The following is a 25,067-nucleotide window of genomic DNA, read 5'->3' on the forward strand; positions in this document are numbered from 1 at the left end:
GTGATTCGCAGATTTCCCCCGCCCGGTCTCTGGCGCCTATATTCTGTCGCCCGCCAAGACGCTATAGTTGCCTCCAGGAAATGGTGGCAATGTGCATTCATCTGACGATCCAGCCCATAAACAGCGCGACGCCCGTCTAATCGGCCTATGCGCCTAATAGCCTAGCCACTACACTCATGACATGCGTACCCCAATAAAGAGGTCTTACCGGTGACACCACTCATGATCACCCTGCTCGTCGTAGCCGGGATCGCACTGTTGATCGCCATTGGCTACATGAACCATGTGGTGGAAAACAATAAGCTGGAAAAGGTCCGCACCAAGGTCGAACTCAATGACCGCATGCGTCGCTGCGGCGAGCTCACCGAAACCTTCCCCGGGCAGTTGATGACCCCAGCCCTGAAATTGCTGATGACACGTCTGGAGATGAACGTCTGCCAGCGCCTGCTGAACCTGGAGAAGAACAATACCGCGGTCAAGGCACGCCTGGACGAGTTGAGCGCTCTGGCCGCCCAGGGTGAATCGATCCCTGTGTCCAACCCGCCCGCCCCGATCCTGACCGAAGCCAAGGCCAAGGATGTGCGATTCCTGCTCGAAGCCTTGCATGGCCAGATCACCCGCGCCGCCCAGGACGGTTTTCTGCCGCCCAACGAAGCCAAGCGCTGGATCCGTGAAGTGCGGCACATCCTGGTACTGCTGCACATCGAGTTCTTCAACAACCTCGGCCAACAAGCCTTGCAACAGGAACAACCGGGGCAAGCGCGCCTGGCGTTCGAACGCGGCGTGCAGTATCTGCGCAAGCAGCAGGAACCACAGGCCTACGCCGAACAACTGGCCTACCTGGAAAAACTCCTGGCCCGCGCCAACGCAATGGTCCTGGCCAGCACCCAGCCGGTCGAAGGCGAAGTCAACCAATTGACCGAAGGCTTGAAGGAAGACGAAATAAACGACGAGTGGAAGAAGAAGAAGGTTTACGACTGATACGGCGCTACCCTGTGGCGGTAGAGCTCCTGTGGCGAGGGAGCTTGCTCCCGCTGGGCCGGTCCGACGCCTCGGGCGCAACAGCCCCAAGAAAATCCCCTCCTCAACCTGATCCATCGCGCCATCAGGTTTCAGGGCCGCTACGCGCCCCAGCGGGAGCAAGCTCCCTCGCCACGGGGGGTTGTGTTCCCCGCAGTTATGCCCGCATTCACTCCTGGCAGACAAAACTGCTTTTGTGTTGAATCGGCTATCGCCGGCTCACAACTTGAAATGCCCCACCATCCCCTTCAGCTCAACGCCCAACTGCGCCAGCTCGATGCTGGACGCCGCGTTACCGCGCATCGCCAGGGACGATTGATCAGCGCTGGCGCGGATGCTGGTGACGCTGCGGTTGATTTCTTCGGCCACAGAGCTCTGCTCTTCGGCCGCTGCGGCAATCTGTTGATTCATTTGCTGGATCAACGACACCGCCGCCGCAATGCTGCCCAAGGCGCTTTCGGTCTGCAAGGCATCGCTGACCGCCATCTTCACCAGCTCACCGCTGCCCTGGATCTGCTGCACGGAAGCCTGGGCCGCTGCACGCAAGGCGCTGACCAACCGCTCGATTTCCTCGGTGGACTGTTGCGTACGCCTGGCCAGGGCTCGCACTTCGTCGGCCACGACGGCAAAGCCCCTGCCCTGCTCCCCGGCCCGTGCGGCCTCGATGGCGGCGTTGAGCGCCAGCAGGTTGGTTTGCTCAGCCACGCTCTTGATCACACTCAGCACCGTGCCGATGTTCTGGATCTCGGCGCTGAGGCTTTCGATGCTGGAGCTGGCCGACGTGGCCGAATCGGCCAATTGCTCAATGCGCGCCATGCTCTGGCGCACCACCTGTTGTCCGCTCTCGACCTTATCGTCGGCGGTCTGAGCCGCCTGGGCCGCTTCTTCGGCATTACGCGCCACATCGTGCACGGTGGCGGTCATCTGGTTCATCGCCGTGGCGACCTGTTCGGTTTCCTCTTTCTGACTGCTCACTTCGAGGTTGGTCTGCTCCGTCACGGCCGACAGCGATTGGGCCGAATTGGCCAATTGTTCAATACCCGCCTGCAAGCCGCTGACAATGCCACTCAAGCCAGCGCCCATCTGCTGCATCGCCAGCATCAATTGACCGATCTCGTCCCGCCGCGTCACTTCGACCGTGGCGCTCAAGTCGCCTGCGGCGATTCGCTGGGCCACACGAATCACGCTACGCAGCGGCCCCACGATCAGCCGGGTGATGACCCAGGCGGCAATCAAGCCCACCAACAGCGCCAGCGCCGACGATCCAATGATCAGCAGTGAGTTCTTTTTCAGCTCGGCCTGCATGGCGTGGTCTTCGGCGGCGTAGGCCTGGTCAACCCGTTCCACCACTTGGGCGGCCCGCTCGTGCAATTGCTGGTAGACAGCCTTTTCCTTGTCCAACAGGCCGGTGTACTCAGCCAGTTGCTGATTGAAACCGGCGATGTGTCCAGCCACTTCGTTGAGCACAGTCTGGTAGCCTGGATCCTTGACGGTCGTCTTGAGAGCTTCGGCCTGCTTCATGGCCTGCTCGGCCTGTTCGATGGTGCCTTGGCCGGCGCCCTCGGCGTTGCCTTTGCGGCTCTGGTCCAAGCGGACCCGCGCCTCGTTCATGGCCTGCAGCATCAGCCGCGAAACCTCGCTGACCTGATTGGCCTGCTCGATGAACTCGGCACCTTCCTTGCCTTCGGAATCCTTCAAGGTATAGGCGCCATCGTCCGCCAGGCCTGCCTGTAAAACATCCAGGTTATTGGCCACGCTGGACACCGACCAGCTCGCCATCTCCAGCGCCAGATCCTTGCTCTGACTCAAACCGACAAATTCGTCGAACGCTTTGCGATACGCCGTCAGCGCCTGCTCCACATCGTTCATCACCGGCACATTGGCGGCCGACTGGGCCTTGAGCTCGCCGGCCAGGACAACCAGCTGGTCAACGCCCTGGCGCAAAGCATCGGCCGTCTTGGGGTCCGAGCGCGAGGCGAATTCCTGTTCCAGCAACCGGACCTTGAGCAAACCACTGTTGAGGGAGGACATCTGCTTCAGCCCCTCGAAACGCTGACTGATGGTCTGCAGGGACCAGACGCCGATCGCCGCGACTACAGCAGTCAGCAGCAGCACCAGGACAAATCCGATACCCAGTTTCTTTGCCATACCCAGGTTGGCAAAACGTCCTTGCACGGCCGAATTCATTGCGCTCAGTCCTCTGCCAGTGTGTGTTGTTCGCAGATTCGCAACGAGACGCCCTGCAACACAAGATGCTGGCGTCGGAATAATGGCAAAAAGCTACAGCTTCGTCGTTTTCAGAACGCTTGAGGTCGATCCAGAGCCGCGGCCTGGAAAAACGCCTTGGCCCTCGGATCGTGGGCACACGCTACGTTGATCCGCAGCCAGTCACTGTCGGCACCTGAAGGGCTGAAAGCGGTATGCGAAGACAGCAGCACGCCGAACCGCTTGGCCAGGCGCTGTAATCCAGCGTAGTCACACAATGGCGGACGTGCCCAGATGAAAAGCCCACCGGCCGGCTTGCCGAACACCTCCCAGTCGGCATCCTCCAGTACTTGCAACACAGAGGCCATATCGCCCGCCAAACGTTGGCGCTGGCGCTGGACCAGCTTGCGGTAGGCACCATTGGCCAGCAGGCTGGCCAGCACCGACTCACAGAACCGCGAGCCGCCCATGCTGGTCACCCCCTTGACCTCGCTCAAGCGTGTGATGATCGGTGACGGCGCCGCGATGAATCCGACTCGCAACGAGCTGCTGAGCGTTTTCGAAAAACTGCCCAGGTAGATCACCTCCGGGTCCAGCGCCGCCAGGCGGGTGCGCGTCGAACTCTGGAAGTCGGCATAGACGTCATCTTCGATCACCTGCACGGCGTATTGCCTGGTCAGTTCCAACAGCCGTTGAGCCACTGCCGGAGCGAGGCTGCTGCCGGTCGGATTGTGGCAGGCGCTGTTGATGAACAGGGCACTGGGCCGGCGAGTCGCCAACAGGTTTTTCAGCGCCTCGACGTCCGGGCCGCGCGGGGTCCTGGGCAGTTCGAGCATTTCAATCCGGTGCAGTCGGAGCAGGTCGAACAGATTCGGATAACCGGGGCTTTCCACCACCACGCAGGACCCGGGCGACAACAGCGTCCGCACGATCAGATCGAGCCCTTGGGTGGCCCCGGAGGTGGTCAGGACCAGGTCTTTGTCGACGTCGATATTGAACTGCTTCAGGCGCCTGGACAATTGCTCGCGCAAGGCGGGCAGCCCCAGCGGCGTGCTGTAATTGAACAACCCCGCCATGTCGGTGCGCGTGACCTGGCGAATCGCGTAGCCCAAGTCGTCGCTTTCACGCCAGCTCTCCGGCAGCCCGCCATCACCCAGCTTCAGCTCCCATGGCGAGCCGTCATCGAGGTCGAGGCGGTTGAGATGTAGATTCTTGCGCTGATTACTGCTGGCAGACACTGGCCCGGGCGAAGGGGGCGGCGCCACAAAAAAGCTCGACCCATGGCGGGACGCCAATAGCCCTTGAGCCACCAGACGCTCGCACGCCTCACTGACGCTGGACTGGCTGAGCAGATTGTCCCGTGCCAACTGGCGGATGGAGGGCAGGCGTGTCCCAGGCTCGACTGCGTCCTGTCGGATCCATCCGATCAAGGCGTCGACGATTTGCTGCACGACTGGCACCAGGGCCTGTCGGTCGATTCTCAATTCCATGAGTAACCAAACTCCTAAGCATTTGTTTTATTTCTGGAAACAGTTAAGCACAGGCCGTCGCAGGGCGATGTACGACAACGTCGCCAAAAGTGCTGATTTTCAACCTTTGAAACACAATGGCTGCTCGATCCAATCGTTTTGCCATCGCCCAAGAAAAAGCCCGCAACCAGTGCGGGCTTGTTCCTGCAAACTCAACAGCGTGCATCGTCAGAACGCAGTGACTCCGCCATCCACCGCCAGGGAATGGCCGGTTGTAAATGCCGCACCATCGCTGCACAGGTACAACACGGCACTAGCGATTTCTTCGACCTTGCCGATCCGCCCTACCGGGTGCATGGCGTTGGCGAACTCGCCTTTTTTCGGATCCGACTCATAGGCGCGCCGGAACATGTCGGTATCGATCACCGCCGGGCACACGGCATTCACGCGGATCTTTTTCTTGGCGTATTCGATGGCGGCCGATTTGGTCAGGCCGATCACTGCATGTTTGGAGGCGGCATAGATGCTCATCTTCGGCGCCGCCCCCAGGCCGGCCACCGAGGCCGTGTTGACGATGGCCCCGCCGCCTTGGGCCAGCAACAACGGCAACTGATACTTCATGCACAGCCAGACGCCTTTCACATTGACGCCCATGATCGCGTCGAACTCGTCGAGGGTGCCATCGGCGAGCTTGCCCTTTTCGATTTCGATCCCGGCGTTGTTGAACGCGTAATCCAGGCGGCCGTAGGTACTGATCACTTCGCTCATCAGGTGCTGCACGTCGGCTTCCAGCGTCACGTCGCAGCGCACGAACACCGCTTCACCGCCCGCCTCGCGGATCGCTTGCACGGTGCCCTCGCCGCCGGCGGCGTCCAGATCGGACACCACGACTTTCAAGCCTTCTGCCGCGAACGCCTGGGCGGTGGCGCGGCCAATGCCAGCGGCGGCGCCCGTCACCAGGGCGACCTGTCCGGAAAACGTCATGCTCATTGCCAGTTCCTCGAAAATGCGGGATCGACGAAGTGTAGTCATAGCCCCGGGCAGCGCGGCAGCACTATCCAGATACCGGTTAAGGGATCATGGGCGCCGGTGATAACGGGACGGCAGGCACTATCACTGCGTTGGATTGGCGTGCATTCGCTGGGTCGGCAAACCTTGCGGCCAGTGCGCCGAAGGTCTATCAACAAAGCTTCATTCATCTTGAGTGCCAGCCATGACTGCCCAGACCAATCGCCAGTTCCTGCTCGCCAAGCGCCCGGTGGGTGCGGCGACCCGCGAGACTTTCACCTATCAGCAAGTACCGGTCGGCGAGCCGGCCGCCGGCCAGATCCTGGTAAAGAACGAGTACCTGTCCCTGGACCCGGCCATGCGCGGCTGGATGAACGAAGGCAAGTCCTATATTGCGCCGGTAGGCATCGGTGAAGTGATGCGGGCCCTGGGTGTCGGTCAGGTGATCGCTTCGAACAATCCGGGGTTCGCCGTCGGGGACTACGTCAACGGTGCGCTGGGCGTGCAGGATTTTTTCCTGGGTGAGCCAAGAGGTTTCTACAAGGTCGACCCGAAACTGGCCCCGCTGCCACGTTATCTGTCCGCGCTGGGCATGACCGGCATGACCGCTTATTTCGCACTGCTGGATGTCGGCGCGCCCAAGGCCGGTGAAACCGTAGTGTTATCAGGCGCCGCAGGTGCGGTGGGCAGCATCGCCGGGCAGATCGCCAAGCTCAAAGGCTGTCGCGTGGTGGGCATTGCCGGTGGCGCCGACAAATGCAGATTCCTGATTGATGAACTGGGCTTCGACGGCGCCATCGACTACAAGAGCGAAGACGTCCAGGCCGGGCTCAAGCGCGAATGCCCCAAGGGTGTAGACGTGTATTTCGATAACGTCGGCGGGGACATCCTGGATGCCGTGCTCAGCCGCCTGGCCCTCAAGGCTCGCGTGGTGATTTGCGGCGCTATCAGCCAGTACAACAATAAGGAAGCGGTAAAAGGCCCGGCCAACTATTTGTCGCTGCTGGTCAACCGGGCACGCATGGAAGGCTTCGTGGTAATGGACTACGCCTCGCAATTCGCCGCTGCCGGGCAGGAAATGGCCGGTTGGATGGCCAAGGGGCAGCTCAAGAGCAAGGAGGACATCGTCGAAGGACTGGAGACGTTCCCCGAGACATTGACCAAATTGTTCAGTGGGGAGAATTTCGGGAAACTGGTATTGAAGGTCTGACACACAAACAACGGTGGGAGCGAGCTTGCTCGCGATAGCGGTTTATCAGACACATTAAAGTTGACTGATGCATCGCCATCGCGAGCAGGCTCGCTCCCACAGTTGATTTGCGCCAGACAGGGCCTGGTACTTGCTCAGGCCAGCTCTGCCACCACCGCTGCCAATGCCTTGGCCGGGTCGGCCGCCTGGCTGATCGGACGGCCGATCACCAGGTAATCGGAACCGGCGTCCAGGGCCTGGCGTGGGGTCAGGATGCGCCGCTGGTCGTCCTGGGCGCTGCCCGCCGGGCGAATACCCGGGGTCACCAGTTGCAGCGACGGGTGCGCGGTCTTCAAGGCATTGGCCTCCAACGCCGAACAGACCAGACCATCCAGGCCCGCCTTCTGTGCCAGCGCCGCCAGGCGCAGCACTTGCTCCTGGGGCTCGATGTCCAGGCCGATTCCGGCCAGGTCCTCGCGCTCCATGCTGGTCAGCACGGTCACGCCGATCAGCAACGGTTGCGGGCCGCTGCGCTGGTCCAGCACTTCACGGCAGGCCGCCATCATGCGCAGGCCGCCGGAGCAATGCACGTTGACCATCCACACGCCCATCTCGGCCGCCGCCTTGACCGCCATCGCGGTGGTGTTGGGGATATCGTGGAATTTCAGGTCCAGGAATACTTCGAACCCTTTGTCGCGCAAAGTGCCGACAATTTCCGAAGCGCAGCTGGTGAACAGTTCCTTGCCGACTTTGACCCGGCACAGCTTGGGGTCCAACTGGTCGGCCAGCTTCAGGGCGGCGTCACGGGTAGGGAAATCCAGGGCGACGATGATGGGCGTCTGGCAGGCGGACATGAGCGGGCTCTCAGGCAAGGTCGAAATCGGCGCGCATTGTAGCGGAACCGGTGCCCTTGCGGGACCCGGTAATCGGTAAAACTAGCGTGCCTGGCTTTTGCTCCAGTCGGTCAACAGGCTGTACGCCACGGCCAGCAAGGTTGGGCCGATGAACAGGCCGATGAAGCCGAAGGCGATCAAGCCGCCGAACACACCCAGCAGCACGATGACCAGCGGCAGGTTTCCGCCGCGGCTGATCAGATAGGGCTTGAGCACGTTGTCCACGCCGCTGATGATGAACGTGCCCCAGATGCCGAGGAACACCGCCATCCCGTATTCACCCTTCCAGGCCAACCAGGCCGTGGCGGGGATCCAGACCAGCGGCGGTCCCATCGGAATCAGGCTCAACAGGAACGTGACGATCCCCAGGACCAGGGCGCCCGGCACCCCGGCAATCAGGAAGCCGATCAGTGCCAGCAAGGCCTGGGCCGCCGCAGTACCGATCACGCCATTGACCACCCGCTGGACCGTACCGGCTACCAGTTCGATGTAGTAACCGGCACGGTCGCCGATCAAGCGTTCCAGCAACCCGTGGACAAACGCCGCCAGGCGCGGGCCGTCGCGATAGAAAAAGAACACGAACACGATGCTCAGGGTCAGTTCGAGCATGCCGCCGCCAATCTGCTTGCTGCGGGCCAGCAGCCAGTTGCCGACCTGCCCCAGGTACGGCTTGATGGACACCATCATCGCCGCGCCCTGCTGATCGACGCTGTTCCAGATCGCCACCAGTCGACCGCCCACCAGTGGCAGGTCGGCCAGCCATACCGGGGCGTCGGGCAGGCCATCGACCTGGACATCCCTGATGAAGGACGTGGCGTCGCGCACATGATCGGCCAGGTTGAAACCCAGCCATACCAGCGGCACCGCCACCAGCAGCATCCAGCCCACCGTCAGCAGTGCCGCCGCCAGAGATTCGCGACCGTTGAGCCAACGGGTCAGCAGGCGCATCAATGGCCAACTGGCAAATGCCAGCACCGCGCCCCAGAACAGCGCCGACCAGAACGGCGCCATCACCCAGAGGCTTGCGCCGAACAATACAAGGAGCAGGATCTGCACCAACAGTCGATCGTTATTGAGCATGTAGGGTCTCGGAAATGAACAGGGTCGAGGCAACGGCGTGGTATTCGTCGCCTCGCAACAGCTTAGCGCAGCAACTCTAGGTGCAGGCCCACCGCATCGCCCGCTGCGGTCTCCATGCGCGCCAGTCGCACGCCCTGCGCCGCCAGGGCCTGCAGCCAGTCCTCGGCGTTGGGTCCGGCGATACTGACCCGCAGGCCCGTGTTCAGGTTCAGTGCCCGGGACAACAGACGAACCCAGGCGTCGTCCGGCGCGCCGGAAAGGCGCGGCAGATCCAGCACCCCGGTGTCCTTGAGCTGGCGCAGCAGCGTGGCCGAGGTTGGCAGCAGCTCTCCCAGCGGTGCACCGGCCTCGAACTGCTCGACGTGCAGGTAGGCCTTGCGGTTGCCGCGGGTGATGGCGTACAGCGCCATCAATGTGTTGTCCGCCGGCGGCGCCAGGCGCAGCAGCAGGTAGGCCTGCCCGTTGTCGGCGCCGTAGAGCTTGGCATTGCCGAACACTTCATTGGCCCACAGGCTGCTCTCGCCGCAATCCCGGGCCTGGCACCAGAACAACGCCTGCGCGCCCTGCTTCTGCAAGGCTTCGCGAGCGGCGGTAAAGCCGTGGGTGGCCGAATGCTCAGGCGGGAGCTCGTAGGTCACCGAAGTGACATTACCCCGGCTGTCGACCTGACCGTCGAAACGCAACTGGCCGCTGATCTTGCGGATCGCGCTCATGGGATAGACCCGCTCCACGTCGCTGGATTGCCGATAATCGACAATCTGCGCATCGGGCATGCGGGGTACAGGTTCCAGGTCGCGACTGCCGGGCACATCGGCGGCGAACGAGGCCGGGCTGATGCAGGGCAGCATCAGCAGGACAAAGATACGAATGGATAATTTCATCGGGTCGACTTGGCCCGAAAGGCTTGGATACGGCGGGTGGCATCGACGCAGCGTGAGGCGAGTAAACAGAGATCTGTCATGGTTGTCTCCCTTTCAACCCGCCCAGCCTCGACAGTTGCCCGGCGCAAGTCAAGAATCGCTGAAGAACCGATTGAAACAGTCTGCTACAAGCGCGGCACCCGCCTCGTCGTTCACGTGCAAATGATGGCCGCCTGGCAGCTGTTCATGACTGAAGGGTAGACGCTCCAGCAGGGCACGGTGTTGCACGAGCAAGCCGCCGGACGCCACCACCAGATGTGCAGGGCAACCGATCCGCGCCACGAATGCCATGGCCTGCTCATCGGTCAGGCGCACGGGCGACGGCAAGGTCAGGCGGTTGTCGGTGCGCCAGGTATACCCGCCGGGCACCGGCATCAGGCCGCGCTGGGCCAACAACTCGGCAGCCTCGCGGCTCACCGCGACCAGTCCCTTCATGCGCGCTTCGATGGCGCGCTCGAGGGTCTCGTAGACCGGTTTGCGTTTGTGTTGCAAATCCAGCTGCGCTTGCAAGGCCATGCCCATGCGCTCGGCCGCGTTATCACCCTTGGCGGTAGGAGGGATCAATCCGTCGATCAGTGCCAGGTGTGTCACCCGCTCCGGCAAAGAGCCGGCGAGCACCAGCGCAACGATGGCCCCCATGGAGTGCCCCAGCAGCGCAAAACGCTTCAAGCCCAATTGTTCGGCGACTTGCAGGACGTCGTGGGCCGAATCCCAAAGGGAATAGCTGGCACCGGGCGGCCGATGCCCGGAGTGACCGTGGCCGGCCATGTCCAGGGCAATGATCCGCAGGCCCTCCAGGCGCGGCGCCAGGCGGGCAAAGCTGTTGGCGTTGTCCAGCCAGCCGTGCAAGGCGATCACCGGCCGGCCATTTTCCGGGCCGAACAGATGCGCCGCCAGTTCGATATGGGGCAGGCTCAGGCGGACCTCTTCGACCACACTCATGCGCTGCGCCCTTCCCAGCGTTGGAAAAGGTCCTTGAGCAGGTTGGCGGTGTCCTGCGGACGTTCGAGGGGAAACATGTGACCGCCGGGCATGCTCAAGGCCTCGCCCTGGGGCATGCGGCCCACCGAACGAGTGTGGTGACGCATCACCACCCGGCTCTGCCGCCCGCGCACCACCGCCAACGGCACTTTGAGCTTGCGCGCCCGTCCGGGGCTGGTGTGCGGTACGCCGCGATAGATGCTGATTTCCGTGGCAGGGTCGAAACGCAGTCGCAGTCGATCACCGTCCTGCCGCAGGCCATGTTGCAAGTAGGCGTCGAAGCAATCCGGATCGAAACCACGGAACAGGGTCTTGCCGGCGAAATACTGCCGGGCCGACGCCAGGTCCGCGAATTCCTCGCGTCGCCCCAGCGTCCGGCCGGCCGGGGTCAGGCGATCAATGAAACCGAGGCGCTTGGCGGCCAGGATCACCCATTGGTCGGCTCGGGTCAGCACCGGTGAATCAAGCATGACCACGCCACGGTACAGCTGCGGACGACGCAAGGCCGCGTGCAGATGCAGCACGCCGCCCAGGGAGTGACCGACGCCCCACACCGGTGCCGGTTGCAGCTCCAGGTGATGGATCAGCTCGTCCACCAGGTTGTGCCAGTTGTCGTCCACCGGAAAGCGTGGGTCATGCCCGTGCAACTCCAGGTGTGCGACTTCGTACTGCGGCGCCAGCGCGGCGAACAATTTGCCGTAGGTGGCCGATGGAAAACCGTTGGCGTGGGCGAAAAATACCTGTTGCGACATGACAGCCGATCCATTGGGGAACTGCGGCTGATTGTCCGCACAAGCCGTTGGCGCGGCAATGACCGTAAGTGACAGGAATGATGACAGGCGGGGTTGGGCTATGGCCCCAGAATCCCCCGTGGCGAGGGATCTTGCTCCCGTTGGCCTGCGTAGCAGGCCCTATTTCAGGATGCGCGCTGTACCAGGGGAATGGAGTTGGTAGGTATGGGGCCGCTTCGCAGCCCAGCGCGAGCAAGCTCCCTCGCCACGGTGGATTTGCCAGCCATACGGCCTTCGGCAGCCACAAAACCTCAACGCGCCGGCGGCTGCTCGCCCAGTGGCACCACGGCCATGGTCAGGCGCGATACGCAGCTGACCTTGCCGTCATCGTTGGTCAAGCGGATGTCCCAGACCTGGGTGGTGCGGCCCAGGTGGACCATCCGGGCGGTGGCGGTGACCCGGCCACTGCGCACGCCGCGCAGGTGGTTGGCGTTGATCTCCAGGCCCACGCAATAGAACTTGCTGGTGTCCACGCACAGGTAGGCAGCCATGGAACCGACCGTCTCGGCCAGTACCACCGAAGCGCCGCCGTGCAGCAGGCCGAACGGTTGGTGGGTGCGATGGTCGACCACCATGCTGGCGGTCAAGGACTCGTCGTCGAACGACTCGAAACGGATGTCCAGGACTTCACTGATGGTATTTTTACCAGCCGCGTTCAGTTGTTCGATGTTGGGGGTGGTGCGCCACAGACTCATCGTTGCCTTTCCTTTGTTGTTTTTGTTGCATTCAATTGTGCCACCTCACGGATGACGCAGGCCCTTGAGCGTCATCGCCCCGGCCAGCGGCAGCTCGCCTTCCAGCTCGGCCAGGCCGGCCGTCTTCACCTGTTCGGGTTGTTGCAGATGACCGTGCTGCAGCAATCCCAGCAAGCTGCCCACCAACGGGTTATGGCTGACCAGCAGCACATCGCCCTGGTCCCCGAGGTGCTCCAGCACCGCTTGGGGCCGGGTGTCCGGCGTCAGCCAATCCACGGTGACCAGTTCCGGCTCGAACCCCAGCGCTTCGCGCACCAGTTGCGCCGTCTGCTGGGCGCGCCGGTAAGGGCTGGCGTAAATCGCCAGCAGCGGCTGGCCGATCAACCCGGCGGCACTGCGCAGCACTTCTTCGCGGCCGTGGGAGGTCAAGGTTCGCTCAGGATCCGGTCGAGCGCCGTAAGGCTCGGCCTCACCATGGCGCAATATCCACAGTTTCATAGCTTCGGCTCTTCATCGCGGACCGGGTGCGGCGCCGGCGCCACGGCGTGCGGTGCTTCGCCGTCCGGTGCGCGTGGGGTCGGCCAGTCCGCGAACGGCCAAGGCTTCTGGTCGCTGTGGAACGTGCCGAAACGACCGATCTGCGCGAGGAACTGGCTCAGGCTGTCGCCGAAATTCATCAGGCTGGCGCTGGGGGCGCCGTAGATCAGCCGATAAACCAGTTGCACCAGCACCACGGCGCCGAGGATGAACTGCGCCACCTGCCAGACCAGCAGGTAGATCACCATCCACAGCACACGCAACAGGATGGACTCGTATTGGGGTTGCCCTTTCGGATCGTTCATGGCTCGCTCCTGCTCGCGGTCAGTAAAGGTTCAGTTGAAACCGCTGGTGGAAATGAAATCGACATCGGTCTTCGGTTCGCCCCGCATCAACAGTTCGATGACCTGCTCCAGCGTGCGCCCCTCGAACAGAATCGCGTGCAGCCCGGCGACCAGTGGCATGTAGACGCCCGCCTCCTGGGACTTGGCCTTGAGCACCTTGAGGGTGTTCACGCCCTCGGCGACTTCCCCCAGGCGCGACACCGCTTCATCGAGGCTCAAGCCCTGGCCGAGGGCGAAACCGACCTGATAGTTACGACTCTTGGGCGAAGAACAGGTGACGATCAGGTCGCCCACTCCGGCCAATCCCAGGAAGGTCATCGGATTGGCGCCCTGGCTCACGGCAAACCGGGTCATTTCCGCCAGCGCCCGGGTAATCAGCATGCTCTTGGTGTTTTCGCCCATGCCCAGTGCCACTGCCATGCCGGCGATGATGGCATAGACGTTCTTCAGGGCCCCGCCCAACTCCACCCCATAACGATCGGCGCTGGCATAGACCCGGAAGGTACGGCCATGCAGCGCGGCCTGGACTCGTTGGCACAGCGCTTCGTCTTCACTGGCGACCACGGTGGCGGTCAGCGCGTGCTCGGCGATCTCCCGCGCCAGGTTCGGCCCGGAGATCACGCCGATCCGCGCCTTGGGGGCGATTTCTTCGAGGATTTCGCTCATCAGCTTGAAGCTCTGGGCCTCGATGCCCTTGGTCAGGCTCACCAGCAGCTTGCCGCTCAAGCGTTCGGCATGGGGCGCCAGGACCGAGCGCAAGGCACTGGACGGCAAGGCGACGAAAAACAGCTCGCTGTCCTCCAGGGTCGCCTGCAAATCGGTGACCGGCTCCACTTCCGGGCGGATCTTGATGCCCTTGAGGTAACGCGGATTCTCGCGGTTGACCCGGATAGCCTCGGCCTGCTCCGGGTCGCGCATCCATTGGCGCACTACAAGGCCATTCTCGGCCAGCAGGTTGGCCACGGCGGTACCGAAACTCCCGCCTCCCAGGACCGCAATCGGGCGCTGTTCAGTCATATGCAATCCGTTCATCCATACCAAGTGGCAATGCGGGGCATTATACGGAGCGGCCGGAGCGCGACCAGCCCCGGCAAAAATTACCTGCAATGGTAGAAAGCTGACTCTCAGCTCTTGGGAAAATGCCATCAACGTGAATGGAAAAGTCGTTCAGCTCAGTTACCATGCCCGCCATTCCTCCATTACCGAAGGCTGTGCCGTGTCAGTTGGCCCCCTCCGTCCAGGCTCGTCGCTGTTACTGGCGCTGATCATCAGCCCGCCGGTGCTGGCTGACGACCTGTTTGTCGACAGCCAGCCGTTGCCGCAAGTGCTGACGGCCACGCGCCTGAAGCAATCGCCGGCGGCGGTGCCAGGCAGCATGACGGTACTGGACAGCGAGTTGATCAAGTCCAGCGGTGCCCGGGACATCAGCGAACTGTTGCGCCTGGTGCCGGGCATGATGGTCGGCAATATCAGCGGCAACCAGGCCGCCGTGAACTATCACGGCACCAACGCCAGCGAAGCACGGCGCATGCAGGTGCTGATCGATGGCCGCTCGGTGTATCGCGCCGGCCTGGCGACCGTGGACTGGAGCGATATTCCGGTAGCCATGGAGGACATCGAGAGAATCGAAGTCTTCCGCGGTCCCAATACCGTCAGCTACGGCGCCAATGCGCTGATGGCGGTGGTCAACATCATCACTCGCGCGCCTGCCGACAGCCACGGCACCCGGATGAAAATCACCCGGGGCCAGCGCGGCATCAGCGACTGGTACGCCAGCCAGGGCAGCGGCTGGGACGGCGGCGACCTGCGACTGTCATTGTCCGGCCAGGAAGACGACGGTTTTGACAGCAACCGCAACGGCGCCGACTACCGTGACAGCCGTCGCCTGAACCGCTTCAACCTGTCCGTCAGCCAGACCCTCGATGAGCGGCAAAGCATCGACTGGCAGCTCAATGCCAAGGACGGGACCAACCAGCGGCCCTACACCTACCGCCCGGTATTTGCCGGGATCACCGCCGCTGGGGATAACTCCGACGTCATTGCCAAGGACTATGCCGGTTCCCTGCGCTGGAACCTGGACCTGAATCCCGAGCACAGCCTTTATGTACAAGGCTCGGCCCAGCACTGGGATCGCCAGCAGACCTGGCGCGCCTGCGATGCCGAAGTGTCCTTCAGCCCGCAACTGACGGACCTGTGGCAACTCAACCCTTATTACGCCGAGAAGCTGGCGCGCAATATGCCCAGCTTCACCGCCAGCGGCGCGCCGCCCGGCACCGCGCAAGAACAGGCGCTCGGCAACCAGGTGCTCGACCAGTGGCGCAACGGCGCTTCGCGCACGCTCTGCGGGGACATCGACCAGAGCGCCCGGGAGTCGCGCTACGACCTGGAAATCCAGGACACGCTGAGCTTGTCCGACAGCCTGCGCCTGGTCACCGGGGCGAACTATCGCTACGACCGGGCCGACTCCGAGACCTATTTCAACGGCACCGTGGACGACACCACCTGGCGGCTGTTCGGCCAGCTCGAATGGCGAGCCAGTGAACACTGGCTGCTGCAAGGCGGCGCGATGTTCGAAGACACCCGCCTGACCGGCAGCTCGCTGACCCCGAGGGTCGCGGTCAATTACCTGATCACCCCGCGCCACGGCCTGCGGGCGGTGTACTCCGAAGCCGTGCGTTCGCCGGACATGTTCGAGAACAACGTCAACTGGAGCTATCAGGTCACCAGCCTGCAGCCCGCCGCCTTCGGCCAGCGCAGTGCCCGTTACTTCGTCCGAACCCGTGGCCCGGGCGACCTGGAGCAGGAACACATGCGCTCCCGAGAACTGGGCTACAACGGTTTCTTCATGGACCTGGGCCTGGCGATGGACGTAAAGCTGTTCCATGACGAAATAACCGGCATGATCAGCGAACCGCTGCGCAACAATCAGTACATCGCCAGCAACAGCAATCGGTCAGAGTTTTCCGGCGCCGAAACCCAATTCGACTGGCGCATGACCAGCGCCGACCGCCTGCGCCTGACCTATGCCTACGTCGACGCCAAGGCCAGCAACCCGCTCGACGAACAACTGACAGCCCGCAACAGCGGTTCGGCCGGCTGGCTGCGGGACTGGGGCCAAGGCTGGAACAGCGCTGTGTTCTACTACGCCGCCGATGCCATCAACGGTTATCGCTTCGAACGGGTCGACACCCGCCTCGCCCGGCGCATCCCCCTGGGCAAGGCGAGCCTGGAGCTGGCCGGCGTCCTGCAAGAGCGCCTGGATAATCAACCCACCACGTTCATCGACAACCGCTACGACTCGCGCCATACCCTGTACTTCAGTGCGGAGTTGTCCTTCTAGATGGCCCGGGGCCGCTCACGCAAGACGCCATTGTCTGGCCGCCTGCCACTGGCGTTATGCCTGCTGCTGGCCGGCTGGTTGGCGATGTTCGAGGCCCGCGCCGCCGACATTCTGTTGACCGGCGCCGAGGACGGCCCCGGCGTGCAATCCTTCACCCAGGCCCTCAGAGCGCTGCGGCCCGAGGATGAGGTGCGATTCACGCCATTGGCCAGCCTGCCGGCGCCGGACAAGCTGCCGGCCGGCGTCCGCCTGATCCTGCTTGATATGCCCAGCCTCGACTGGCGTTTGCAGGACGCCCGCGGACCGGCGACATTGGTGTTACGCATCAGTCGCCAGCAAGCCCGGGAGCGCCTCGGCGACGCCACACCCGAGCATCTGAGTCTGCTGTGGAGCGACCCGCCGGTGGCGCGACAATTGCGGCTGATCCGCACGATCCTGCCGCAAGTGCGGCGGGTCGGCGTGCTGTACGACCGGCACAGCGAATTCCTGCTCAAGGACATTCGCCAGGCCGCCGCACCACTGGCCCTGGAGATCGTCGCCGAGCGCTGGGACGACACCAGCGACAGCCGCCCCCTGCAAAACCTGCTGGGCCAGAGCGATGTGCTGCTGGGCCTCGATGACCCCGACCTGTACAACCCCAAGACGGTCAAGAACCTGTTGCTCAGCAGCTACGCCCGGCAGCGTGCGCTGATCGGCCCGAGCGCTGCGTTCGTCAAGGCCGGCAGCCTGGCCAGCAGCTACAGCGACCAGGAAGACTGGCTGGCGATTCTCGACGAGTTGCTCGACCGTCCCGCCGCCAGTTGGCCGCGCACCCTTTATCCGACCCGCTTCAAAGTCCTGGGCAACCGCCAGGTCGCCCGCTCGCTGGGGATCGAACCGATCGAAGCCGAATCCGTCGCGGCAATGCTGGCCGAAGGAGAACAACGCCCATGACCTTGCGTCGCCGTTGGGACATCAACACCCGCACTCAGGTCATCGCCCTCGGCCCGGCGTTGCTGCTGACCGTACTGTTGATCAGCTTCTTTACCTTCGTGCGGATCCAGGACCTGCGCCAGGAGCTCAATCACACCGGGCAACTGATCGCCAACCAACTGGCTCCTGCCACGGAGTACGGGGTGATTTCCGGCAACAACGAGGTCCTGGAAAGCCTGCTCACCGCGACCCTGGCGACGCCTCACGTGCGTTTTCTGGAAGTCCAGGACAGCGCCGGGAAAGTGTTGGTGTATGTCGAGCAACCCGAACAGACCCGCAGCCGCGCCCAGCAGGTCGAAGTGTTCCAGGCGCCGGTGCGCCTGCAACGCATCGCCCTGAACAATGATTTCCTGCAGGGCACCAGCACATCCATCGAGGCACCGCTCGAGGATTATCTGGGTCGGGTCATTGTCGGCATGTCTAACGACGCGTTCAGCCAGCGTCAGCAGGAAATCCTGCTCAAGGCCGCAATCCTGGCGCTGTTCGCACTGCTGTTCACGTTTTTGGTGGCGCGGCGGCTGGCGTCCAGCCTGTCCCAACCGATCCGTGACATCGGCAACGCGGTCAAGGCGATCCAACAAGGGGACTACAGCACACCGCTGCCCATCGTCGATGACGGCGAGTTGGGGGCGTTGTCGCGGCACATCAATAACCTGGCCGAAGGCTTGCAGCAGGCCAGCCGGGAACAGCACCAAGCCATGGCGCAACTGATCCAGACCCGGGAGGAAGCGGAGAAAGCCAACAGCGCCAAGTCCGAGTTCCTGGCGATGATGAGTCATGAACTGCGTACGCCCATGAATGGCGTGCTGGGCATGTTGCAACTGCTGGAAACCACGCGCATGACCGACGAGCAGCACGAGTACACGGCGCTGGCTTCGCAATCCACCGAGCACCTGTTGAAGGTGATCAACGACATCCTCGACTTCTCGCGCATCGAACGCTCGGCCCTGGAGCTGGAACATATTGCGTTCAACCTGGCCGAACTGGTGGGCAGTTGCGCCCAGTCGTTCCAACACAGCGCTGCGCAACGCAAGCTGGAGCTGGAACTGCAGATCCCTGAAGACATGCAGGCCTTGCAGGTCCAGGGCGATCCGACGCGGATCCGGCAGATCCTGGTCAACCTGATCGGCAACGCGCTGAAGTTCACCGAACAGGGGCGGATCACTGTGCAATGCCAATGGCAGGCCTTGGACCACGAACTGCTGTGGTTCACCTGCACCGTGCGCGACAGTGGTATCGGCATTGCCACCGAAAGCCTGGACCGGATGTTCGACGCTTTCCAACAGGCCGACAGCTCGATTTCCCGCCGCTACGGCGGCACCGGCCTGGGCTTGCCGATCGCCCGTACCCTGGCCGAACGCATGGGCGGTACGCTGCGGGCCCAGAGCGAGGAAGGCCGGGGGTCGGTGTTCACCCTGGAAATCCCGCTGGCACTGTCGCGCCAGATGCCCCCCGCCCCGGTGCCGCGCTCGCCGGTTGGCAGCGGCGATGGTGAAGGTCGCAACATCCTGCTGGTAGAGGACAATCCGGTGAATCAGACCGTGATCGAAGCCATGCTGCGCAGCCTCGGGTTCATCGTCAGCGTCGCCACCGATGGCGCCCAGGCCGTGCGCAGCGCCGAGAGCCTGATTTTCGAAGCGATTCTCATGGACTGCCGGCTGCCCGTCATCGATGGCTACGAAGCCACGCGGCGGATCCGCCAACTGCCGGGATGCACTGATGTGCCGATCATCGCCTTGACCGCCAACGCCTTGCAGGGCGACCGCGAAGCGTGTCTTGAGGCCGGTATGAACGATTACCTGGCCAAACCGTTCAAAAGGCTGGAACTGCAGCAGATTCTGCAGCGCTGGGTGCATTAGTCCCGGCCATTGGACGATCTGCGACTGGCGTGAAAGGCGAAAGTGCGGCAGTCTTAGGCACCCAAACGAGCCTTCACCGGAGGCTTGATTAAAATTTCAGTGCACAGGTGTACATTCATTTCCCGTGTGCTGTGACTTTCACTACAACGCAATAGTCTATGAGTAGGCTGTCGCTTCGAGGCATGACCGCTTCGAGCGACCGGGAAGATTTGCCCCACCCTGCCGCATGGGACTATTGAGGAGCTCGCATGACCAAACAAAACGCCTTTACCCGGGAAGATCTGCTGCGCTGCAGTCGCGGTGAGCTGTTCGGCCCAGGTAACGCGCAACTGCCCGCCCCTAACATGCTGATGGTGGATCGCATCACCCTGATCAGCGACATGGGTGGCAAGTACGGCAAAGGTGAATTGGTCGCCGAGCTGGATATCACTCCGGACCTGTGGTTCTTCGCCTGCCACTTCGAGGGCGATCCGGTGATGCCGGGATGCCTGGGTCTGGACGCCATGTGGCAACTGGTCGGTTTCTTCCTCGGCTGGCAGGGTCTGCCGGGTCGCGGTCGCGCCCTGGGCTCGGGCGAAGTGAAGTTCTTCGGTCAGGTGCTGCCGACCGCGAAGAAAGTCACCTATAACATTCATATCAAGCGCGTCCTCAAGGGCAAGCTGAACCTGGCCATCGCCGACGGTTCGGTCACTGTCGACGGTCGCGAGATCTACACCGCCGAGGGCCTTCGGGTCGGCGTTTTCACCTCCACTGACAACTTCTAAGGGTTATCCGCATGCGCCGCGTCGTTATCACTGGTCTGGGAATCGTTTCGTGCCTGGGCAATGACAAAGAGACCGTCTCCGCTAACCTGCGTGCAAGTCGCCCGGGCATCCGGTTCAATCCGGAATACGCCGAAATGGGTCTGCGTAGCCAGGTTTCCGGCTCCATCGACCTGAACCTCGAAGAATTGATCGATCGCAAGATCTACCGTTTCGTCGGCCACGCGGCGGCTTACGCCTACCTGGCCATGAAAGACGCCATCGCAGACTCCGGCCTGACCGACGAGCAAGTGTCCAACGTGCGCACCGGCCTGATCGCCGGCTCCGGTGGCGCGTCGACCCTGAACCAGATGGAAGCGCTGGACATCCTGCGCGACAAGGGCGTCAAGCGCGTTGGCCCGTACCGCGTCACGCGGACCATGGGCAGCACCGTTTCGGCCTGCCTGGCCACGCCGTTCAAGATCAAGGGCGTCAACTACTCGATCTCCTCCGCCTGCGCCACCAGTGCCCACTGCATCGGCAACGCGGTCGAGCAGATCCAGCTGGGCAAGCAGGACATTGTCTTCGCCGGCGGCGGTGAAGAAGAACATTGGAGCCAGTCGTTCCTGTTCGATGCCATGGGCGCACTGTCCACCCAGTACAACGAAACCCCGGACAAAGCCTCCCGCGCCTACGACGCCAAGCGTGACGGCTTCGTCATCGCCGGTGGTGGCGGCATGGTGGTGGTCGAGGAGCTGGAACACGCCCTGGCCCGCGGCGCGAAAATCTACGCGGAAATCGTCGGCTACGGCGCCACCTCCGATGGCTACGACATGGTTGCCCCGAGCGGCGAAGGTGCCGTCCGTTGCATGCAGATGGCCATGTCCACCGTCGACACGCCTATCGACTACCTCAATACCCACGGCACCTCGACTCCGGTCGGCGACGTCGCGGAAATGAAAGGTGTACGTGAAGTCTTCGGCGACAAGGCACCGGCCATCAGCTCCACCAAGAGCCTGTCGGGTCACTCCCTGGGCGCCGCCGGCGTTCATGAAGCGATCTACTGCCTGCTGATGATGGAAGGCAAGTTCATGGCCGGTTCGGCCAACATCGACGAGCTGGATCCGGAAGTGGCTGACCTGCCGATCCTGACCAAGACTCGCGAAGACGCCACCATCGACACCGTGATGAGCAACAGCTTCGGCTTCGGCGGCACCAACGCCACCCTGGTGCTGAAGCGCTGGCAGGGCAAGTAAGCCCCGCCGCTACGCCACACTGAAAAACGCCCCGACTGGTTCGGGGCGTTTTTTTATGCCTGCTGAACGCACCAACGTCCCCTGTGGGAGCGAGCCTGCTCGCGATGCGGTGTGTCAGCTTGCAGGGATGTTGGATGTGCTGCCGTCATCGCGAGCAGGCTCGCTCCCACAGGGGTCCGGGTGCATCCACAGCATTTGAGTATCAGCGCACCACAAACCCCTGCTGCGTCAGCAACCGATCACCCTGGAACACCATGAACCGCCACTCCCCCGGCACGACTTCATGGCTTTCGGTGAACTCGTAGGCCATCACATCCTGGGGCGCACCGGGTACCAGTTTCTGCACCACTTCGAATTTGTCGTGGCGTACGCCGTCGGGAGTGCGGATGCCCGGGGTGAAGTACAACAGGGTCAACGGCTGGTCATCCGCGACCTTGCCCGCCAGTTGATAGCGCATGCCGAACTTGGTGCCCAGCTTCGCCGGTACGTTTTCGGTCTGGCGGATCTGCTCGTTGCTGCGACGCAGGACCCGCTCCCCCGATTGCAGCTCGGCTTGCGGCCCTTCGAAAACGCCGTATTCCACCGGGCCTTCGACGCGGACCTCGGCTTGCGCCAGGCCGCAGGTCAACAGCAGCGCGACCAGTGCGCTTGAACGGGTGAGGTGCATAGTGCGCTCCTTGATTGAGATGAGCGCGAGGGTATGACGCGGGGGTGACAGACTGATGACAAAGAGCTTTACATGCACCTCATTCCTCTGTGGCGAGGGAGCTTGCTCCCGCTGGGCCACGCAGCGGCCCCTGCTTTTTTTTTGCGGCTGCTACGCAACTGAGCGGGAGCAAGCTCCCTCGCCACAAAGTTCGCTCATCTGGGAGCGGAGCGCGGCAACACCGCCAGGAAATTATCCCGCGCCACCTTCCTCGCCACCTCTTCGGGCAACGCATCCAGGAACGGATCGAAGCCGTGCAGTTCCTGGCCCAACTTGTTGAAACGGCCCACCACGTCCGACCCCACCATGAACCGCTCTGGAAAGCGCTCCACCAGTTCCACCCATTCCTGCCTGGGCTTGCCCGCCTCATCCAGCAAATAAGGCGTGAGCAGGCTCCAGGACAGGTCGATGTACAAGTTGGGGTAAGACTCAAGCATCCGCGTCAAGGTCGGCAACAGAAAATCCAGTCGGGTCTGGTGCCGGTGGATCTCCATGCTCGTGCCGGCGTGGGCCCAGATAAAGCGCGTGTGCGGGTGATTACGCAATGGCTCTTCGATCTCCGCCAGGTACAGCGGGTTTTTCTCGCGCTTGGAGGTGATGTTGGAGTGCAGCATCACTGGCAGGTCATTCTCGGCCGCCAGGTGATAGATGCGGGTCATCGCTTCGTTGTTGGCACGCGGTGTATCCCCCGCCGTCAGCGCGGTCAGGTCGTCATGGCGGGTAAATACCTCGCCGATGCCCTGCCATAGCCCCGGATACAGGTCGAGCATGCGCTGGATATGCGCATCGGAGTTCTTGTCGTTGGGATTGAAACCCGACAGGAACGGATGGAAGCGCCGCCGTTGTTCAGCGCTCAGTTTGCTCACCGCTGCGGCGACGATCACATCGGTGGCGCTGTACCAATAGGCATCCGCATCGTCGCCGGCGTAGTAGCGCGGTCGCTTGGGTTCATCCTCGTGCCACTTCTTGGCCACCGGAATCCCGGCAATCATCGCATGCTCGATGCGATTGTCCGCCATCGCCTGGAGCAGCTTGGGCATGCCGGCAGTTTCCTGAAAGAAGTCCACGTAATGCAGGTGTGCATCGCTGTAGGCATATTCGCGGGCAACAGCGCTGCTGGCGCAAATAGCCAGCAACCAGGCAACGATCAGGCGGATCGAGGGCACAGGCAATCTCCATAGGCCATGAGCAGGATAGACCTCGCCCGTCCCGCCTGGGTTCAAACGTGCGTGCCGCGCCTCATGGCGGCGGGTTATGCTCTGCGCCACCGTGCACAACCTGGAAGCCACCATGACCACGCCCCTGACCGTTCGCCCCCGTGCCGAAGACGTTGAAGGCCAGCCGATTCTCCGGCCGCTGCCGTCCGCCCAATGCCGCAGCGTCGGACCTTTCGTGTTCTTCGACCACATGCTGCAAACGTCCTACCCGGCCGGTAAAGGCATGAACATCCGTCAGCACCCACATATCGGCCTGTCCACCCTCACCTACCTGTTCGAGGGAACGCTCCAGCACAAGGACAGCCTGGGCTCCGATCAAGTGGTCGTAGCCGGCGATGTCAGCTGGATGACCGCCGGCAGCGCCATTGCCCATGTCGAACGTACCCCCGAGCCCCAACTGGGCCGCGAATTCGTGCTCCACGGCTTGCAGGTCTGGCTGGCCTCGCCCAAGACTCATGAACAGGGGCCGGGGCATTACAGCCATCACCCGGCCCGGTCACTGCCGGTGAGTGAGAACCTCGGGGTGAAGATCCGGATGATTGCCGGGTCAGGCTTTTGCCTGGAATCGCCAGTGCCGGTGCTTTCTCCTACGCTGTATGCCGAATTGAACCTGCAAACCGCGACGACCCTGCTGATCCCCACTGAGCATGAAGAGCGTGCGTTGTATGTATTGAGCGGCGAAGCACTGTTAGACGACGAGCCGGTGGAACCCCGTTCGCTGGTAATCCTGCCGGCCGGAGAAGAAATGACCTTGTTCGCCGGCGGTGACTGCCACGCCGTGCTGTTCGGCGGCGCACCGCTGGATGGGCCGCGGCGGATGAACTGGAACTTCGTCTCCAGCGACCCGGCCCGGATCGATGAAGCCCGCCGACGCTGGGCGGCCGGGGACTGGCCGAGCGTGCCGGGGGAAAGCGAGCGGATTGAGTTGCCCTGAATTCAGCACTGCCTGATAGATTGCCATCGCGAGCAAGCTCGCTCCCACAGTGGATCGGTGTGGTTAGCAAATATTGCGAACTACTCGGTCAATGTGGGAGCGAGCTTGCTCGCGATAGCGTCGTATCAGACAACAGATAAACCGGATCCAGTCCCCGGTTTCAATCCTTGAACACCTCACCCAACAAATTATGCATCGACCGGAACGCCCGTTTGGCGACCGTGGCGTTGTACATCATCTTGCCCGGCACATTGGCTTGCGGGTCGGTGAACGAATGCACCGCACCGCCGTAACTCAGCAGTTGCCAGTCCACCCCGGCGGCATTCATTTCTTCTTCAAAGGCCGGCAGTTGCTCCTTGGGCACCAGCGGGTCCGAGGCACCGTGCATCACCAATACCGAACCCTTGATGTTCTTCGCATCCGCCGGGTTGGGCGTGTCCAGTGTGCCGTGGAACGAGATGGCGGCTTTCAATGGCGCGCCGGTGCGGGCCAGCTCCAAGGCACAGCAGCCGCCGAAGCAGAAACCGAAAGTGGCCAGGTTCGACGCATCGACCTGCGCTTCGCCCTGGCTTTGCAACTGTTCCAGCGCCACCTGCATGCGCTTGCGCAACAGCGCCCGGTCATTTTTCAACGGCATCATTGCCGCGCCCGCCTCATCGGCATTGCTCGGGCGCACGTCCTGGCCATACAGGTCGGCGATCAGCACGACATAGCCGTTGGCCGCCACTGACTTGGCAATCTCTTCAGCCCCCGCCCCTACACCCATCCAGTTGGGCGCCATCAGCAAACCCGGGCGCGAGCCCTGTTGGCTGACGTCGAAGGCCAGGCGGCCTTCATAGTTTTGACCATCGATCTGATAGACCACCGAACGAACCGTAACCTGACTCATGACGGACTCCTCATCAAAGGGA

At 62.6% G+C, this 25,067-nt stretch carries 23 protein-coding genes and 1 pseudogene; 8 read left to right on the forward strand and 16 right to left on the reverse strand.

All coding sequences use genetic code 11. The annotated features are described in order from the left end of the window. The first annotated feature begins 222 nt into the window (after nucleotides 1–222). Nucleotides 223–981, forward strand: a complete 759-nt coding sequence (locus tag ACLEJQ_RS09265; RefSeq protein ID WP_440794237.1) for a hypothetical protein — start codon at nucleotides 223–225, stop codon at nucleotides 979–981. 258 nt (nucleotides 982–1,239) lie between these two features. On the opposite strand, the gene ACLEJQ_RS09270 is transcribed toward ACLEJQ_RS09265, so the two are convergent. The 4 genes and pseudogenes from ACLEJQ_RS09270 to ACLEJQ_RS09285 all read right to left on the reverse strand — a co-directional run bounded on the left by ACLEJQ_RS09270 (nucleotide 1,240) and on the right by ACLEJQ_RS09285 (nucleotide 5,684). Beyond that, nucleotides 1,240–2,121 (reverse strand): methyl-accepting chemotaxis protein, encoded by an 882-nt coding sequence (locus ACLEJQ_RS09270; protein WP_440794414.1) that lies wholly within the window; start codon nucleotides 2,119–2,121, stop codon nucleotides 1,240–1,242. Further along, nucleotides 2,101–3,207, reverse strand: a pseudogene (locus ACLEJQ_RS09275) (HAMP domain-containing protein); the annotation flags it as partial. The pseudogene ACLEJQ_RS09275 and the gene ACLEJQ_RS09270, both read right to left, overlap by 21 nt. A 110-nt stretch (nucleotides 3,208–3,317) precedes the next feature. Beyond that, complete coding sequence (locus ACLEJQ_RS09280; RefSeq protein WP_440794239.1) at nucleotides 3,318–4,715, reverse strand: PLP-dependent aminotransferase family protein; 1,398 nt, start codon at nucleotides 4,713–4,715, stop codon at nucleotides 3,318–3,320. 207 nt (nucleotides 4,716–4,922) lie between these two features. After that, a complete protein-coding gene (locus tag ACLEJQ_RS09285) occupies nucleotides 4,923–5,684 on the reverse strand; it encodes an SDR family oxidoreductase (protein WP_440794241.1) in 762 nt (253 codons plus the stop codon). Between the two features lie 223 nt (nucleotides 5,685–5,907). Here ACLEJQ_RS09285 and ACLEJQ_RS09290 point away from each other — a divergent pair, with 223 nt between their 5' ends. Then, complete coding sequence (locus tag ACLEJQ_RS09290; RefSeq protein WP_440794243.1) at nucleotides 5,908–6,912, forward strand: NADP-dependent oxidoreductase; 1,005 nt, start codon at nucleotides 5,908–5,910, stop codon at nucleotides 6,910–6,912. A 134-nt stretch (nucleotides 6,913–7,046) separates the two neighbouring features. Here ACLEJQ_RS09290 and pyrF read toward each other — a convergent pair whose 3' ends face one another. The 9 genes from pyrF to ACLEJQ_RS09335 form a co-directional block, all read right to left on the reverse strand. Then, nucleotides 7,047–7,745 (reverse strand): orotidine-5'-phosphate decarboxylase, encoded by a 699-nt coding sequence (pyrF, locus tag ACLEJQ_RS09295; RefSeq protein ID WP_245138620.1) that lies wholly within the window; start codon nucleotides 7,743–7,745, stop codon nucleotides 7,047–7,049. 81 nt (nucleotides 7,746–7,826) lie between these two features. Continuing rightward, the gene (locus tag ACLEJQ_RS09300; RefSeq protein WP_440794246.1) at nucleotides 7,827–8,864 is read right to left on the reverse strand and encodes an AI-2E family transporter; all 1,038 of its coding nucleotides are present in this window, start codon (nucleotides 8,862–8,864) and stop codon (nucleotides 7,827–7,829) included. 62 nt (nucleotides 8,865–8,926) lie between these two features. Next, nucleotides 8,927–9,745 (reverse strand): DUF4892 domain-containing protein, encoded by an 819-nt coding sequence (locus ACLEJQ_RS09305; RefSeq protein WP_440794247.1) that lies wholly within the window; start codon nucleotides 9,743–9,745, stop codon nucleotides 8,927–8,929. A gap of 129 nt (nucleotides 9,746–9,874) precedes the next feature. Beyond that, complete coding sequence (locus ACLEJQ_RS09310; RefSeq protein WP_440794249.1) at nucleotides 9,875–10,726, reverse strand: alpha/beta hydrolase; 852 nt, start codon at nucleotides 10,724–10,726, stop codon at nucleotides 9,875–9,877. Next, nucleotides 10,723–11,517: an alpha/beta fold hydrolase gene (locus ACLEJQ_RS09315; protein ID WP_440794251.1), complete on the reverse strand. Its 795-nt coding sequence runs from the start codon at nucleotides 11,515–11,517 to the stop codon at nucleotides 10,723–10,725. Before ACLEJQ_RS09315 ends, ACLEJQ_RS09310 begins: the two co-directional genes overlap by 4 nt. A 290-nt stretch (nucleotides 11,518–11,807) precedes the next feature. Then, nucleotides 11,808–12,251, reverse strand: coding sequence for a hotdog fold thioesterase (locus tag ACLEJQ_RS09320; RefSeq protein WP_440794253.1), 444 nt, complete (start codon nucleotides 12,249–12,251; stop codon nucleotides 11,808–11,810). A 45-nt stretch (nucleotides 12,252–12,296) separates the two neighbouring features. Then, a complete protein-coding gene (gene sixA, locus ACLEJQ_RS09325; RefSeq protein ID WP_440794255.1) occupies nucleotides 12,297–12,749 on the reverse strand; it encodes a phosphohistidine phosphatase SixA in 453 nt (150 codons plus the stop codon). Next, complete coding sequence (locus tag ACLEJQ_RS09330; RefSeq protein WP_440794257.1) at nucleotides 12,746–13,093, reverse strand: DUF4389 domain-containing protein; 348 nt, start codon at nucleotides 13,091–13,093, stop codon at nucleotides 12,746–12,748. The genes sixA and ACLEJQ_RS09330 overlap by 4 nt, the downstream gene beginning before the upstream one ends. Before the next feature lie 30 nt (nucleotides 13,094–13,123). Beyond that, nucleotides 13,124–14,149 carry an NAD(P)H-dependent glycerol-3-phosphate dehydrogenase gene (locus ACLEJQ_RS09335; RefSeq protein WP_440794259.1) on the reverse strand — a complete coding sequence of 342 codons (1,026 nt, stop codon included), beginning with the start codon at nucleotides 14,147–14,149 and terminating at the stop codon, nucleotides 13,124–13,126. A gap of 199 nt (nucleotides 14,150–14,348) precedes the next feature. Between ACLEJQ_RS09335 and ACLEJQ_RS09340 the strand changes: the two genes are divergently transcribed. The 5 genes from ACLEJQ_RS09340 (at nucleotide 14,349) to fabB (ending at nucleotide 21,299) form a co-directional block, all read left to right on the forward strand. Then, on the forward strand, nucleotides 14,349–16,472 hold the full coding sequence (locus ACLEJQ_RS09340) for a TonB-dependent receptor plug domain-containing protein (RefSeq protein WP_440794260.1): 2,124 nt from the start codon (nucleotides 14,349–14,351) through the stop codon (nucleotides 16,470–16,472). Beyond that, complete coding sequence (locus tag ACLEJQ_RS09345; protein WP_440794261.1) at nucleotides 16,473–17,405, forward strand: ABC transporter substrate-binding protein; 933 nt, start codon at nucleotides 16,473–16,475, stop codon at nucleotides 17,403–17,405. Next, a complete protein-coding gene (locus tag ACLEJQ_RS09350) occupies nucleotides 17,402–19,303 on the forward strand; it encodes an ATP-binding protein (RefSeq protein ID WP_440794263.1) in 1,902 nt (633 codons plus the stop codon). The genes ACLEJQ_RS09345 and ACLEJQ_RS09350 overlap by 4 nt, the downstream gene beginning before the upstream one ends. Nucleotides 19,304–19,551: 248 nt before the next feature. Next, nucleotides 19,552–20,067, forward strand: a complete 516-nt coding sequence (fabA, locus tag ACLEJQ_RS09355; protein WP_440794265.1) for a 3-hydroxyacyl-[acyl-carrier-protein] dehydratase FabA — start codon at nucleotides 19,552–19,554, stop codon at nucleotides 20,065–20,067. Nucleotides 20,068–20,078: 11 nt separating this feature from the next. Further along, nucleotides 20,079–21,299, forward strand: a complete 1,221-nt coding sequence (fabB, locus tag ACLEJQ_RS09360; protein WP_440794267.1) for a beta-ketoacyl-ACP synthase I — start codon at nucleotides 20,079–20,081, stop codon at nucleotides 21,297–21,299. 202 nt (nucleotides 21,300–21,501) lie between these two features. Here fabB and ACLEJQ_RS09365 read toward each other — a convergent pair whose 3' ends face one another. After that, the gene (locus ACLEJQ_RS09365) at nucleotides 21,502–21,966 is read right to left on the reverse strand and encodes a DUF3859 domain-containing protein (RefSeq protein WP_440794269.1); all 465 of its coding nucleotides are present in this window, start codon (nucleotides 21,964–21,966) and stop codon (nucleotides 21,502–21,504) included. Between the two features lie 194 nt (nucleotides 21,967–22,160). Further along, the gene (locus ACLEJQ_RS09370; protein ID WP_440794271.1) at nucleotides 22,161–23,171 is read right to left on the reverse strand and encodes an amidohydrolase family protein; all 1,011 of its coding nucleotides are present in this window, start codon (nucleotides 23,169–23,171) and stop codon (nucleotides 22,161–22,163) included. A 124-nt stretch (nucleotides 23,172–23,295) separates the two neighbouring features. Here ACLEJQ_RS09370 and ACLEJQ_RS09375 point away from each other — a divergent pair, with 124 nt between their 5' ends. Beyond that, nucleotides 23,296–24,156: a pirin family protein gene (locus ACLEJQ_RS09375; RefSeq protein ID WP_440794416.1), complete on the forward strand. Its 861-nt coding sequence runs from the start codon at nucleotides 23,296–23,298 to the stop codon at nucleotides 24,154–24,156. Nucleotides 24,157–24,316: 160 nt separating this feature from the next. Here the strand turns inward: ACLEJQ_RS09375 and ACLEJQ_RS09380 are convergent, their stop codons facing one another. Continuing rightward, on the reverse strand, nucleotides 24,317–25,045 hold the full coding sequence (locus ACLEJQ_RS09380; protein WP_440794272.1) for a dienelactone hydrolase family protein: 729 nt from the start codon (nucleotides 25,043–25,045) through the stop codon (nucleotides 24,317–24,319). Nucleotides 25,046–25,067: the final 22 nt, after the last annotated feature.

This window comes from Pseudomonas sp. SMV71, assembly GCF_052042015.1.
Lineage (GTDB): Bacteria > Pseudomonadota > Gammaproteobacteria > Pseudomonadales > Pseudomonadaceae > Aquipseudomonas.

What these genes read in the sequence shown, in the direction of transcription:
- ACLEJQ_RS09280 (WP_440794239.1), bottom strand. Translation starts at nt 4,715, where the DNA reads ATGGAATTGAGAATCGACCGACAGGCCCTGGTGCCAGTCGTGCAGCAA.
- ACLEJQ_RS09335 (WP_440794259.1), bottom strand. Translation starts at nt 14,149, where the DNA reads ATGACTGAACAGCGCCCGATTGCGGTCCTGGGAGGCGGGAGTTTCGGT.
- ACLEJQ_RS09300 (WP_440794246.1), bottom strand. Translation starts at nt 8,864, where the DNA reads ATGCTCAATAACGATCGACTGTTGGTGCAGATCCTGCTCCTTGTATTG.
- ACLEJQ_RS09290 (WP_440794243.1), top strand. Translation starts at nt 5,908, where the DNA reads ATGACTGCCCAGACCAATCGCCAGTTCCTGCTCGCCAAGCGCCCGGTG.
- ACLEJQ_RS09365 (WP_440794269.1), bottom strand. Translation starts at nt 21,966, where the DNA reads ATGCACCTCACCCGTTCAAGCGCACTGGTCGCGCTGCTGTTGACCTGC.
- ACLEJQ_RS09375 (WP_440794416.1), top strand. Translation starts at nt 23,296, where the DNA reads ATGACCACGCCCCTGACCGTTCGCCCCCGTGCCGAAGACGTTGAAGGC.
- fabA (WP_440794265.1), top strand. Translation starts at nt 19,552, where the DNA reads ATGACCAAACAAAACGCCTTTACCCGGGAAGATCTGCTGCGCTGCAGT.
- ACLEJQ_RS09320 (WP_440794253.1), bottom strand. Translation starts at nt 12,251, where the DNA reads ATGAGTCTGTGGCGCACCACCCCCAACATCGAACAACTGAACGCGGCT.
- ACLEJQ_RS09380 (WP_440794272.1), bottom strand. Translation starts at nt 25,045, where the DNA reads ATGAGTCAGGTTACGGTTCGTTCGGTGGTCTATCAGATCGATGGTCAA.
- ACLEJQ_RS09305 (WP_440794247.1), bottom strand. Translation starts at nt 9,745, where the DNA reads ATGAAATTATCCATTCGTATCTTTGTCCTGCTGATGCTGCCCTGCATC.
- ACLEJQ_RS09310 (WP_440794249.1), bottom strand. Translation starts at nt 10,726, where the DNA reads ATGAGTGTGGTCGAAGAGGTCCGCCTGAGCCTGCCCCATATCGAACTG.
- ACLEJQ_RS09285 (WP_440794241.1), bottom strand. Translation starts at nt 5,684, where the DNA reads ATGAGCATGACGTTTTCCGGACAGGTCGCCCTGGTGACGGGCGCCGCC.
- sixA (WP_440794255.1), bottom strand. Translation starts at nt 12,749, where the DNA reads ATGAAACTGTGGATATTGCGCCATGGTGAGGCCGAGCCTTACGGCGCT.
- fabB (WP_440794267.1), top strand. Translation starts at nt 20,079, where the DNA reads ATGCGCCGCGTCGTTATCACTGGTCTGGGAATCGTTTCGTGCCTGGGC.
- pyrF (WP_245138620.1), bottom strand. Translation starts at nt 7,745, where the DNA reads ATGTCCGCCTGCCAGACGCCCATCATCGTCGCCCTGGATTTCCCTACC.
- ACLEJQ_RS09350 (WP_440794263.1), top strand. Translation starts at nt 17,402, where the DNA reads ATGACCTTGCGTCGCCGTTGGGACATCAACACCCGCACTCAGGTCATC.
- ACLEJQ_RS09315 (WP_440794251.1), bottom strand. Translation starts at nt 11,517, where the DNA reads ATGTCGCAACAGGTATTTTTCGCCCACGCCAACGGTTTTCCATCGGCC.
- ACLEJQ_RS09345 (WP_440794261.1), top strand. Translation starts at nt 16,473, where the DNA reads ATGGCCCGGGGCCGCTCACGCAAGACGCCATTGTCTGGCCGCCTGCCA.
- ACLEJQ_RS09270 (WP_440794414.1), bottom strand. Translation starts at nt 2,121, where the DNA reads ATGCTGGCGATGCAGCAGATGGGCGCTGGCTTGAGTGGCATTGTCAGC.
- ACLEJQ_RS09265 (WP_440794237.1), top strand. Translation starts at nt 223, where the DNA reads ATGATCACCCTGCTCGTCGTAGCCGGGATCGCACTGTTGATCGCCATT.
- ACLEJQ_RS09330 (WP_440794257.1), bottom strand. Translation starts at nt 13,093, where the DNA reads ATGAACGATCCGAAAGGGCAACCCCAATACGAGTCCATCCTGTTGCGT.